The 12,687-nt window shown below is 61.2% G+C and carries 10 protein-coding genes, 1 tRNA gene and 1 riboswitch; of the genes, 6 read left to right on the top strand and 5 right to left on the bottom strand.

The features are described 5' to 3' along the window. The first annotated feature begins 89 nt into the window (after positions 1 to 89). The 5 genes from SFUM_RS05765 (at position 90) to SFUM_RS05745 (ending at position 5,714) form a co-directional block, all read left to right on the top strand. Positions 90 to 1,433, top strand: coding sequence for an SBBP repeat-containing protein (locus tag SFUM_RS05765; RefSeq protein ID WP_244148097.1), 1,344 nt, complete (start codon positions 90 to 92; stop codon positions 1,431 to 1,433). Positions 1,434 to 1,641: 208 nt separating this feature from the next. Then, a complete protein-coding gene (locus SFUM_RS05760; protein WP_011697971.1) occupies positions 1,642 to 3,033 on the top strand; it encodes an SBBP repeat-containing protein in 1,392 nt (463 codons plus the stop codon). A 569-nt stretch (positions 3,034 to 3,602) separates the two neighbouring features. Beyond that, positions 3,603 to 3,678, top strand: a tRNA-Ala gene (locus SFUM_RS05755). Between the two features lie 132 nt (positions 3,679 to 3,810). Further along, positions 3,811 to 4,905, top strand: a complete 1,095-nt coding sequence (locus tag SFUM_RS23265) for a glycosyltransferase family 4 protein (RefSeq protein WP_011697970.1) — start codon at positions 3,811 to 3,813, stop codon at positions 4,903 to 4,905. Further along, a complete protein-coding gene (locus SFUM_RS05745; protein WP_011697969.1) occupies positions 4,902 to 5,714 on the top strand; it encodes a polysaccharide deacetylase family protein in 813 nt (270 codons plus the stop codon). The genes SFUM_RS23265 and SFUM_RS05745 overlap by 4 nt, the downstream gene beginning before the upstream one ends. Before the next feature lie 153 nt (positions 5,715 to 5,867). Here SFUM_RS05745 and SFUM_RS05740 read toward each other — a convergent pair whose 3' ends face one another. From SFUM_RS05740 to cbiQ, 3 genes are all read right to left on the bottom strand, one after another. Beyond that, entirely contained in the window at positions 5,868 to 6,347 is a 480-nt protein-coding gene (locus tag SFUM_RS05740) for a hypothetical protein (protein WP_011697968.1), read from the bottom strand. 285 nt (positions 6,348 to 6,632) lie between these two features. Then, positions 6,633 to 7,433: an energy-coupling factor ABC transporter ATP-binding protein gene (locus SFUM_RS05735; protein WP_011697967.1), complete on the bottom strand. Its 801-nt coding sequence runs from the start codon at positions 7,431 to 7,433 to the stop codon at positions 6,633 to 6,635. Then, positions 7,430 to 8,242, bottom strand: coding sequence for a cobalt ECF transporter T component CbiQ (cbiQ, locus tag SFUM_RS05730; protein ID WP_011697966.1), 813 nt, complete (start codon positions 8,240 to 8,242; stop codon positions 7,430 to 7,432). Before cbiQ ends, SFUM_RS05735 begins: the two co-directional genes overlap by 4 nt. Before the next feature lie 485 nt (positions 8,243 to 8,727). Next, positions 8,728 to 8,902: riboswitch (cobalamin riboswitch) on the top strand. Between the two features lie 589 nt (positions 8,903 to 9,491). Between cbiQ and SFUM_RS05725 the strand changes: the two genes are divergently transcribed. Next, the gene (locus SFUM_RS05725) at positions 9,492 to 10,376 is read left to right on the top strand and encodes a sirohydrochlorin cobaltochelatase (protein WP_011697965.1); all 885 of its coding nucleotides are present in this window, start codon (positions 9,492 to 9,494) and stop codon (positions 10,374 to 10,376) included. A 13-nt stretch (positions 10,377 to 10,389) separates the two neighbouring features. Here SFUM_RS05725 and SFUM_RS05720 read toward each other — a convergent pair whose 3' ends face one another. Continuing rightward, positions 10,390 to 11,193 carry an epoxyqueuosine reductase gene (locus SFUM_RS05720; protein WP_011697964.1) on the bottom strand — a complete coding sequence of 268 codons (804 nt, stop codon included), beginning with the start codon at positions 11,191 to 11,193 and terminating at the stop codon, positions 10,390 to 10,392. Positions 11,194 to 11,231: 38 nt separating this feature from the next. Further along, positions 11,232 to 12,281: a lysylphosphatidylglycerol synthase transmembrane domain-containing protein gene (locus tag SFUM_RS05715; protein WP_011697963.1), complete on the bottom strand. Its 1,050-nt coding sequence runs from the start codon at positions 12,279 to 12,281 to the stop codon at positions 11,232 to 11,234. Positions 12,282 to 12,687: the final 406 nt, after the last annotated feature.

Here is a 12,687-nt window from a genome sequence, read left to right as displayed (position 1 = left end):
CGTGAAGGAGGAACCCCTTGAAGATTTGTGCCGGCCTCCGGGCCAGAGCAATAAATCCCATGAGGATTCGGGCAACGCGAAGGAACCCCTTGAAGACCCCCTTCAGCTTGCCTGGATTTCCGAGACCGACCCTGACCGTTGCCTCGCTGTTATTGTCCTGCATCCTGAGCTGCTCGGCCGTTGCATGGGCGGGGTGGGTGCAACGTTACGGGGGAGGCGACTTTGCGACCGGGATCGCTGTGGACCGCGGCGGGAATGTCTACGTAACCGGCGAATCAACGGGTAACCACACCTACCTCGATTATGCAACCGTCAAGTACGACAGGTACGGAAGCCGCAAATGGGTGGCTCGATATAACGGCCCGAAAAATTACAATGACGAGGCTGCGGCCATCGCCTTGGACCGCGACGGGAACGTCTACGTCACGGGCACATCGATGGGACTTGATTCAGGCTACGATTATGCCACCGTCAAGTACGACACGAACGGGAAGCGGCAGTGGGTGAGACGGTACAACGGCCCTCAGAATAAGAACGACAAAGCCGTGGCCCTGGCCGTTGACGGCGGCGGGAACGTCTATGTGACCGGCCGTGTCGACGGCGAATCCACTTACAGCCATTTTGGGACGATCAAGTATGATACGAACGGGAAACGGCAGTGGGTGAGGCATTACAAGGGTCCCTGGAACGCCAGGACCCCCATCGGCATAGCGCTGGACGGCATAGGAAACGTCTATGTCGCGGGCGCAGCCGATCCGGAGAACTACGACTATGTGACCATCAAGTATGGTGCGGATGGCGGCCTGAAGTGGGAGCGGCACTACAACGGCCCGGGTGGGCTTTACGATATGCCCGCGGCAATGGCCGTGGACCGGAGCGGAAACGTTTATGTCACGGGAGGTTCGATGGGGTCGGAAGATTACGGCTCGCTGGACTATGCCACCATCAAGTATGACACGGAAGGAAACGAGAAGTGGGTGAGGCGCTACAACGGTCCTCGGAATGAAAACGACACGGGTAAGGCCATAGCCGTGGACTCCGCCGGCAACGTCTACGTGACGGGCGAAGCCGAGGGCATTTACTCATACCTCGACTACACGACCATCAAATACGACGCGGATGGAAACCGGCAGTGGATAAAACGCCTCCAGGGGCCTCACGATGCGTGGGATACCCCGACCGCGATAGGCGTGGACTCCGCGGGCAACGTGTACGTGACGGGCCAGGCGGTGGACGCTTCCGGACTCTCGAAGTACGGAACCGTCAAGTACGATACGGATGGAAACCGGCAATGGGTGAGGATGGAAGTGGTGGGCACAGCCACGGCTCTGGTCGTGACCGCCGGCGGGAATGTCTACGTCACGGGCGGTTCGCCTAATATGTACTCCGGCGCGGATTATGTAACCATCAAATACGATACGAACGGGAACTGAACGGTGAATCCGGCGGGGCCGGGTTGCGACGTTGTCCGAGGAGCAGGAACCCTATGGAGAGCAAACGTGACCCGTGACCTGGAACAGGACGAGCAGACCCGATTGGCTTCCCTGCAACCCAAAGCCCATGAAACCGGGAAGGAGGAACCCCTTGAAGATTCGTGCCGGCCTTCGGGCCAGATCAATAAATCCCATGAGGATTCGGGCAATGCGGAGGAACCCCTTGAAGACCCGCTCCGGCCGGCCCGGACTTCCGAGATTGCTCCTGATCGTTGCCTCGCTTCTCCTGCTCTGCGTCTTGAGCCTCCCGGCCGTTGCATCGGCGGAATGGGTGCGGCATTACGGCGGTGAGTATCGGGACGAAGCCAAGGCCATCGCCGTGGACTCCGCCGGCAGCGTCTACGTCACGGGCACATCGGCGAATTACGCAGAGGAGAATTTCACGTCCCTCGATTATGCCACCGTCAAGTACGACACGAATGGAAACCGAAAGTGGGTGCGGCGATATGACGGCCCGAAGCACTACATTGATCAAGCCGCGGCGATTGCCGTGGACCGCGACGGGAACGTCTACGTCACGGGCACATCGATGGGACTTCGTTCAGGCTACGATTATGCGACCATCAAGTACGACACGAACGGAAAGCCGCAATGGGTGAGGCGATACGACGGCCCCGCGGGCATGAACGACACGGCCACGGCTCTGGCCGTGGATGCCGCCGGCAACATCTATGTGACGGGCAAGTCGGAAAATTACACCTACCTCGACTATGCGACCGTCAAGTACGACGCGGATGGAAATCAGAGGTGGGTGGCTCGCTATAACGGCCCGAAGAGCTCCGATGACGAGGCGACGGCCATCGCCGTAGACCGCAACGGGAACGTCTACGTGACGGGCGCGTCGGTGGGAATGCAATCAGGCTACGATTATGCCACCGTCAAGTACGACGCGAAGGGAAACCGAAAGTGGGTGAGGCGATACAACGGCCCCGGCAACAAGGATGACAAGGCCGCGGCCATTGCAGTGGACCGGAGCGGAAACGTCCATGTCACGGGAGGTGCGGTTTGGCCCGATAATTATGGCGGCCTGAATTATGCCACCATCAAGTACGACACGAATGGAAACCGAAAGTGGGTCAGACGCTACAACGGCCCATGGAATGAGACGGACAGAGCCAAGGCCATCGCGGTGGACGCCGCCGGCAACGTCTATGTGACGGGTGAAGCGGGGACAAATAACTTATTATTCTTTGATTACGTAACCATCAAGTACGACCCCGACGGCAACCGGCAATGGATGAGACGCCTCGTGGGGCCGGACGGATGGAGCGACAGCCCCTCCGGCATGGCCGTGGACCCCGCCGGCAACGTCTGCGTGACCGGCCAGGTGGAAGGCGATCTGGGGCACTTGCATTATGGAACCGTCAAGTACGATACGAATGGGGTCCGGCAATGGGTGAGGTTCTACGCGGAGATCTCCGGCGCGGCTGCAGCCGTGGCCGTGGACGGCGGCGGCAATGTCTACGTCACGGGCCAATCATACTCGCGCGACAAATACCAGGACTATGCCACCATCAAGTACAACGCGAACGGGGACTGACCGGAACGGTTCTTCCTCTCGGGAGTGCCCGCCGGGCAATCCGTCGAAGCTGCGGCCCGCGGGTCGCGATACAATTTCGTGTTTAAGATGAGTGCATTGGGCGGACGGGGATAAAGTCCTCCTCTACGTCTGACGGGCACATCGGTCCGTAGGGGGTATCCCCGCCCGCATCACCTCTCGATGGGCAGGGGTTGTGTCATCCTGAACGCACCGCGGTCGTGAGACCCATGCCGGAGAGGGAAGCCCTCCCGCATCCATTGCGGAAGCGCTCGGTCATCGCTCCTGCACCGCGACCGCCAGGCCCTCGCCGGCATCGCGCGAGTTTGCCGATCCATGCCGGGGCTCGACTCCAAACCGCCCGCCCATCCGACCTTGTGGCCAACGATACACGAATGGCCCACTCGGAACCTGCCGCCGGCTTTTCACGAAGTCCGGTTCCACGCGGGACCTTGATTTTGGCCCTCTGTTGGTGTAGCATGCCTTTACGCCTTCCTTGCCCGCCGAGTGAGGGGGAGGCCGGAATCGACCGGTGACGGTCGGCGTCCGGCAAGAAAATTCTCGAGGATCGTGGGGCTGTAGCTCAGTTGGGAGAGCGCTTGAATGGCATTCAAGAGGTCCGGGGTTCGACTCCCCGTAGCTCCACCAGAAACGAACAAGGGTTGGCCGAATGAGGCCGACCCTTTTTTGCTTATGGAGCAAGAGGCCGCATCGTTTTCCGCGGATCCGCCCCCGGTTTTTCCCCGTGCGCTCGTTGGCGCTCGGAAGGATGGCCCGGCCATGAGAGTCGCGCATACGGAGAGCTCGATCAACCTCGGGGGCCAGGAGCTTCGGATCCTCGAACAGATCCGTTGGGCGCGCGATCGCGGGCATGAATTCTGGCTCCTGGCCAGGGAGGAATCCGCCGTCTACCGGGAAGCAGCCCGGCGGAACCTGCCGCGCCAGGTGGTTCCATTTCGAGGGTCCCTCAGCCCGATAGCCGTCCTCTCGCTCATACGTTTCGCAAAACGGCGCCGCATCGACGTCATCGACTGCCACAGCTCGCGGGATGCAAGCACGGCCATGGCGGCCCGGCTGCTCTCCATCCCGGTGGTTCGCACTCAACACGTCTGCGTCGCCCTCCGGGACGACCTCCCGCACCGGCTGACCTGGCGGCTGGGATCGGACCGGATCATCGCCGCATCGGGCAGCATCGCCGACCGGATCGTCAACCAGGGTCTGGGAAAACGTTCCCGAATACGCGTGGTCGGCGACGGCATCGACCTCGGGCAATTCCATCCCGGTGTGGACGGGCAGGCGGTCCGGGACGAATTCGGCCTCCCTCCATCCGCCCGACCGGTCACGCTCATCGGCATGATCCGGCCGGACAAGGGCCAGCATTACCTGGTCAGGGCCGTGGACGACATCGTCGCCCGGATTCCCGACGCCTGGTTTTTCATCGTGGGATCGGCGACCCGTCCGGAGTTCCTTGCCCGACTCGACGCCGAAATCCGGGGCGTCCGGCACCGCGACCGGATCGTCCTCACGGGGTTCCGGGAAGACGTGGAGCGGTTCATCGCCGCGAGCGACGTCATCGTGCTGACTTCCGAGATCGAGGCGCGGTCCCGGGTCATCCCGCAGGCGTTCGCGATGAAAAAGCCCGTGGTGGCGAGCCGCGTGGGCGGGATACCGGAGCTCGTCGAGGATGGCCGCACCGGCTTCCTGTATCCGTGCGCAGATGTCCGGAAGCTGGCTGAAACGGTCGTCGGGGTGCTCGATGATTTGCCCCGGGCCCAGGTGGAAAATGCCTACGCACTGGCCGTCAGGGACTTGTCCTTCGAGACGATGATGGCGGAGACGCTCGAGGTCTATCGGGAGGTCGCCGGGAGCAGGTGAAGATACGATCGGTTCCGGTTTGCATGTTTCATCATGTCAACGCAAACGCCGGTGACTTTCTCACGGTGAGCGTCCCGGTGTTTGCCGAGATGATGGGGAGGCTGCGCCGCGAGGGGTATGCCACGCTGAGCAGCGAGGAGTTCCGCGACTACATGCTCGGTGTGAGGGACGTACCCGCCAAATCGGTCCTGCTCACCTTCGACGATGCCTGGCTGGATGTTTTCGTTTACGCATACCCGATTCTGCGAACATTCGGGCTCAAATTCACCGTCTTCGTCGTTTCCGGCTGGGCCGACCTGGCGAGCATGCATCCCCGACAGGCTCCGCCCGAAGCGTTCCCCCCGCACCGGGAAGCGGAGGATCTTGTGCGCACGAAACGGGCCGGGGAGGTCGTGTGCAACTGGCACGATCTCAAGGAGATGACCGACGGCGGGCTTTGCTCGGTCGAAAACCACACGGCGAGTCATGGACGCCTGCCGGATGTCCGGTCGGACATCGCGGCGGGCCGGGAGGCACTTCGGCGCCACTTGGGAAGGCCGGGAAATCAGCTCTGCTGGCCGTCCGGCAGGCATGACCGACATTCCCTCGCCACAGCCCGCGCCCTGGGCATCGACGTCACCTATCTCGTGAGGCGCGGCGTGAACCTGGCGGGTTGGGGAGCCATGCGGGTCAAGCGGTTCACCGTGGACGACCGGGACGGGGACTGGCTCATGCGGCAGATCGAGATCTTCTCGAGACCCGTCTACGGGTATCTCTATTCCCGGATCAAGCCGGATCGGCTGATGCGGGAATGGTTCGGGAAGCGTTGAACACAGGGGAAGGGCGCCGCTCCGCAAGAGAGCGCAATCCAGGATCGAACATCCGCCCGACCCATGCCTGCAGGTGGGTCGTTGCGGCTGGCGGAGCCGGACGAACGGGCGCCGCACGACGTTCTTCCGGAGGCGATTCAGTCCGTGCGGAGTTTACTCCTCAACTTCGGAAGTGGGCTTCAGGTACATGATGTCTGAAGTGGGCAGCATTTCGATGCCGATCACCCTTCGTTCGTACTCGGTGATGCGTCTGGCCAGCACTTCGAGGGCCCCGAGAATCTCCGAAAAGGTCTTCCGGTCGTCCGGTCCCAACTCGTTGTTGGCGGTGACCCGTTTCATGAATACGAGTATATCGGCGAGTGTCTTCGCACAGTTGAAGGCATCGGCCGGTTCCTCGATCGGGCTCCCTTTCGAAAGGATTTCCGCGAGGTTGTTGTAGACCGCATCGCAGTCCCACCTGTAGGAGTCCTGCAATTGCGGACAACCCGTCTCCCCGTTGAGGGTGTCCATGATGGCCGCAACCCTGGCTCCGGGTTCCTCAAAACCGTGCTGGAACTGGTATTTAAGAAAAAGGTTGATCGTCTCTTCCAGAAGTCTGATGAGCTCCTCCGAACTGAAAGTGTATTTGCGCATGACCTTTCCTTGTTCACCAAATTCATGACCGGTCGTATCAATAGAACATGCCCCGAACGGGCGGTAGGTTGAGTCGGTGATGATGGGTCATGTTCCGGATTCTGCCGAGGGCCGCAAGAGGCATCCTGGTTCAGTCTAATAATCGGCAGACGTCTTCGCATATCTTTAATACTGAAAACGGAAAACCACAAGCTTCAATGCAATACCGGACGAAAAACAGGCCCGGTTTCGGGGAGGTCCCATGCGCCGGTCGACCGTGTCTCGCATGCGGCACGGAACACGACTTCAGGGGGACTCGTCCCCGTCGGGCGTGAATCCCTGCCGCGGACCGGACTCCCGCGGGCTGCACACGGGGCATCCCTGGAGGCGCAAGGGTCTTTCCAGCCGGGCGGAGTCGAGCAGTTCGTCGTTCTGGAGGATTTCCCGGGCGGGACCGTCGGCGGCCACCGTGCCCCGGTGCAAAACGATGATGCGGGAGCACAGGTCGAGGACCATATCGAGGTCGTGGGTGGCCACGATCACCGTGTGATGAAAGGTGCGCAGAAGCTCGATCAGCTGCCGCCTTGACTTGGGGTCCAGGTTCGAAGTCGGTTCATCCATCACCAGGATGTCCGGCGACATGGACAGGACGGAGGCAATGGCCACGGCCCTTTTCTCGCCTCCCGAAAGCCGGTAGGGGGGGCGATCTTTGAGGTGGAGGGCGCCGACCGTGCTCAGCGCGTTCGTGACGCGCCGGTCGACTTCCTCGGGCGGCAATCCGAGGTTCAGCGGCCCGAAGGCCACATCGTCGTACACGTGCGGCATGAACAGCTGGTCGTCGGCATCCTGAAAGACCATGCCCACCGTCCGCCGGACATGCTGCAGGGTCTTGCGGGTCAAGGGGAAATCGCCGATCCTCACCGTTCCGGACTGAGGGACGAGGCAGCCGTTCAAGTGCAGGAGCAGGGTCGATTTTCCCGCCCCGTTGGCGCCGACGACGGCAACGGTCTCCCCGTGGGTGATCCTGAAAGAAACTCCGCTCAAAGCCGAATGCCCATCCGGATAAGTATAGTGCAGGTCCCCGACTTCCACGATGTGGTGACTCATTTTGCCAGCTCCGTAATGGCGCCGCCGATCATTGCGGGAATATTGCTCAGACGCATCGCGATGAAAAGCAGGGTCCAGCCCAGCAGAAACCCCAGGTCAGCCGCTCTGAACCTCAACGCGCGCACGGTCCGGATTTCGCCGTCGAACCCGCGGCACAGCATGGCCCGGTGGATGCGTTGCGCCCGGTCGAAGCTGCGCAGAAGCAACTGGCCGATCATACTGGAAAAGACCGTCAACCCCATGCCCTTTCCGTCGAAGGAACGCAGTGAACGCGCCCTGCTCAGACGCGACGCCTCCTCGACCAGCACGAACAGGTAACGATAGAGAAACAGCAGTTGCACGACGAACACCTTCGGCACCCTCATCCTTTCCAGGGCGGCGCACACGCCGTCGAAGCCGGTGGTCGCAACCAGAATCAGGGCTGCGCTCACCGTCAGCGCAAATCGGACCAGGATCGAACCGAAAGAAATCCAGCCGCCGGATATTCCCAGCGGTCCCATTTGCACGAGAACGGCGCGGTCCAGCAGGGGATTGAAAATGCCGATGAGCACGGCAAAGGGAGCCGCGATCAGGATCTTTCGCAGGAGCCGGCCCGGCGGCAAGTTGCCGAGGGCGATCAGCACCACCGGGTAAAGAACGAAGGGGAGTAACCCGGATACTTCGTACTTGTCCACGGATACGACGGCAACCACGAAGATGAGGGCGGTGAGCACCTTGGCGCGCGGGTCCAGCCGGTGAATCGAGGTATCCTGGCGGGACAGGGCATCCAGGCTGTTGATCTCAAGAAAGGACGCATCGATATGAGCCATGGTATCTCATCAGCCCGGAGCGCCCGCGGGCCCCAAGGCGGCCCGGCCGGGCGTGCCGTGACGGGACCCGCATCGACGCAAACGCAACGATCCTGCGGGGCTCCCGAAGAAAAGCCGGGAATTCTCCCCTCGGGGATTTCCTCTGACCTTCGTGACCCGATTGTGAATACTGTAACCGAAACTGTACCGGTGAATCTTTTCGCTCCGGATTGAGAGGAAAATATCAACCCGGTCATTCCAAGTCAATCGGGTTGATGAGGCTGAATGTCCGGTGCTCTGCAGATGGTTGACATCTACGCGGCCGTCGGGCAGCGGGTCCGGCGTAACGGTGCGAACCTTGCCACTGCGATCCCGGCAGGCCGCGTCCGGGCATTTTATCCTCAACGGGCTCCCGGTCCTCCCCCGATGGCTGAAACGGAGCGCCGAAACACCTTTGCACGAAGTGCTTGACAACACGCTCGCTTTGCTGATAGACATAAAATGACCATGATTGGAGACGCTCAGGTGCTTTAGAGCTCAAAAGGGAATCCCGTGAAAATCGGGAGCGGTCCCGCCGCTGTGTACGGGGACGAAAGCCGCCGAGCCACTGGAGTGATCCGGGAAGGGGCGGCGAGTAGGGTGATCCGGAGCCAGAACACCTGCCTGAGGCGCAAAGGGCGCGGTACGCGGTTATACCGCCTGGCCTCGAAGGATCAAGTAAATCCGGGTGCAATCCTTGGAACGAATCGTTCCAGGGATTTTTTTTTGGGGGAAATCACGTGCACCTTCGTCCCACATGCGAAGAATTTCCCCTCCTCAACACTCTCATCAACCTCTCAACCACCCGGGGGCCCTCCCCCGGGTGCCTCTTTTTTGGCCCCGCGTCGTTCCCGCAAACGGCCCTGCGGCGGGGACGAGCGTTTCCATGCCGGTTTCCCAGCCTGAACGGGCGTGGGGCCGTCCGAATCCTTCCAGGCGCGAGTCAGCGCCGCAAGACATGCGGCGGCTGAAAAGGGACGCAATTCCCCATGGCGCCGGCATCACCCGCGAAGCATGAAAACAGACTCTCCCGGGAATCTATGTCCAGGATAATTTATCATGAGGCTCGCCGCGCCCGCGAAACACGTTCGATTGCGCCGGGTCGGCCGCTCAGGTTCGCGCGGCTGTCGTGCGGCTTGTGTAGAGACGGCCGAACGTGTATGGTTCGATTGCACGACGGCGTGCGGCGTGCAGGGTGAGAACGATTTCAATGCAAGGAAGGATGGCCTCGATGCAGACACCCTGGTTTTTGATGAGCGCCCTGATGATGCTGGGCCCGTTCGCTTCGGAAAGGAGCTTCGTCTCCGGCGGAGGGCGGGACCGGCCGGCCCGCCGGGCGATTCTCCTGGTGGCTTTCGGGACGAGCGTTCCGGAGGCGCAAAAGTCCTTTGACCGAATCCAGGACGGGGTGGAGGCCGCTTTCCCGGGCGTCGAGGTCAGGTGGGCTTACACATCCCGCGTCATCAGAGCGAAGGCCGCCTCCCGGGGGCGGCGCCTGGATTCGCCCGAGACCGCTCTTGCAAAGCTGATGGACGACGGATACACCCATGTCGCCCTGCTCTCTCTCCATGTGATTCCCGGAAAGGAATTCCACGAGTTGTACCGGAACGCCCGGCTCTTCGGGGATATGGCGGGTGGGTTCGAAAAGATCGAAATCGCCATGCCCCTCATCGCATCGCATGAGGACACGCTCCGCGTGGCGCGCGCGCTTATCCGGCGCATTCCCGGGGAACGAAAACCGGAGGACGCGGTTGTCTTCGCAGGTCACGGTACCGGGAAGCATCCGGCCGATGCGGTCTACGGGGCCATGGACCGCGTGTTGAAGGAAGAAGCCCGGAACGTCTTTGTGGCCACCGTGCAGGGATATCCGTCCATCGGGGACGTCGTCCCGAAACTGGCGGAACAAAAGGTCCGCAGGGCCTGGCTCATTCCCTTCATGACCGTGGCCGGAGACCATGTCCGCAACGATATTTCCGGCGACAAGCCCGACAGCTGGAAATCCCTGCTCGCAAAGAACGGGATCGCCTGCGAAACGGTTTTCTCGGGGCTTGGGGAATACCCGGAAGTCGTGGAGGTATGGATCGATCACCTGCGCGAAGCGTACGCGAAGCTGTGATCCCGCCGGAACGTCACGGCAGGTTCGGGGCTTCGTGGCTGCAAGGCACCCCGCACGCGCACTTGCCGCACACATCCACCAGGGGCAGGTCGGCATGATGCTTGTCGTTTTCAAGGCATTGCGCGTAACAGGCCCGGCGATCGAAGGGTTCCGCGCCCAGGGCATCCCGCATGCACTTGGGAACGCACGCCGAACACTCGATGCCCGCCTTTTCCAGGCAGAATTCCCGGTCGGGCCTCGAGGTCGGAGGCAAAGGCATGGTGGTGACCACGCTTCCAAGCCTTCCGCAGCAACCGGCGGACGTGATGAGCATGTGGTGTATCCCGAAGGTGCCCAGTCCGGCGATGTAGCCGAGATGCTTGTGGGACCAGAGGCTCACGAGCTTCACCGCATCGAAGTTGTGCGTGGCCGGCGTTACGGCTGAGCGATGCCCGGCATCGGCGAGATGGTCGGAGAGGCGAAGGCATATTTCCCCGATAAGGCTGTTCGTCGCCACGTAAGCTTCAGCCCAGCCGCGCGCGGCCATCCGCCCGGACGCGTCGTTGGCGTTTCCAACCTCCCGCCGAAACGGCAGAAAGAAGACAATCACCGATCTCGCCCCGGAGAGCAGGTCTCCGGGCATGGCGTGTTCGGGGTCGACCACCCGCGGCAGCAGGGCGAACATCGGGTCCTCGGCGGCGGCAACCCCCACCAGGGGAGAGCGCCAGTAATCGTCTCCGGGCCGCTCGCTCACCCATCGGCCCATGACGGATGCGATCGCGTCCCGCAACGGCTCGTGCTGCCGCTCGACTTCCGGCGCTTCAATCCTTTGATTCATTTCCCACCGTCACTTTCGTTGCCCCGGGATCGTCCTTTTCAGGAAGGCTCCGCCTTGCTCAGGGGTTTGACCCGTTCGGGGGCAGGGAAGAAGCGTTTGTAGAAGAACAGGCTCACCAGGATCGGGATGAAATAATAGGCCAGCCTGTAAATCAGCGTGGCCAGCAGGGCGGACTCGTAGTCGAGGCCCATCCAGTAGAACGATATGGCCATGGAGCCTTCCATGATGCCGATGGATGCCGGGGTGAGGGAGAAGAGCGACGTGAAGATTCCCATCGAAAAGCCCAGCAGCAGGGATTTGCTGTCCACCGGGTAGTGGACCGCCATGAACGAGAGCTTCAGGCAGAGGAACATCAACACCCAGTCCAGCAGGGCAAACGTTGCCGGAACGAGCAGGATGCCGGCTTTCCTCATGAGCAGGTTCATGCTTTCGTTGAAGTTGTCGAAAAAGGCTTCCGCCCGCTCCTCGTTGATCCAGTGAGGATGCTTGAGCGCGAGGCTGACGGCGAGGCCGGACCTGAGCAGAAACTTCCAGAAAACCTTGCGGAAGGCTTCATGCACCAGCGTTTGTATCGTGATCCAGGTGAGCAGAAATGCGACGATCAGGACCACGATGCCGAATTCCTTCTGCGCCGTGCCCATCTTGTATTCGCTGTAGAGGAAAAAAAAGCCCAGGTAAATGAACACCACCGCCACCGTGTTGGTGAGAAACCCGTGCACGATGGAAATGGACAGGGTGTTGCTCGGGGGAATCTTCTCCCTGGACAGCAGGTAGACTTTGGCGGCCACGCCGCTCAGTCCGCCTACGGCCATGAGGTAGTTCATGGTGCAGGAGAGCAGGGAAATCTTGAACGACGACGAAAACGACAGGGGATGCCCCACGCCCCGGAGCAGGCGCTGAAGCACGATGCCGATGCAGATGTAGCTGAGGGCGCTGGCGGCCAGGGCGAGAAAGGCCCAGAACAGGTTGATCTCGCCCATGTTCTGGACGAGTCTTTCCATTCTTGCCTGTCTGAGGGTGTACGCGAACACGAGTAGACCGAAGATTGCGGCCAACCAGAATCTCTTGCGGGTCGTTCGACCGATCAATGATCCTCTCCTCGGGGAGTACCCTCAATCGCTGCTGTCCTACGATCGTGTGGCGTTCAAAATAACAAAATCGGCCCGGAATGTGAAGGAGTAAGGCCCCGATGCGGTATCGATCGCCTCCGGAAGCCGCACGACATCGGCTTCCCGCTTCACGTGGAAAATTGAATCAGGCGGCCTCGGGGCCGGTTTTCATCGTATAAGGGTGTCCCCCCGGGAATGGCCGTTTGAGTGAAAATACCCTCGGCCGGCGCAGTTTCCTCTTTGGCTGTGCGCATCCGTTTCATGGAGGTTTGTGAAAAGTGTGGATTTGTGAAAAGTGTAGGTTTGACCCCGGAGGGCGGTTGCCGCAAACGATCTTTTGAGCTATGGATGGAGGAAAACCGGCCGGCGGGCGTCGTCGGCTTTC

This window comes from Syntrophobacter fumaroxidans MPOB (genome assembly GCF_000014965.1).
In the GTDB taxonomy this organism is placed as follows: Bacteria; Desulfobacterota; Syntrophobacteria; order Syntrophobacterales; family Syntrophobacteraceae; genus Syntrophobacter; species Syntrophobacter fumaroxidans.
The sequence above is the reverse complement of the archived record's forward strand: the minus strand, read 5'-3'. Positions and strand labels throughout refer to the sequence as shown.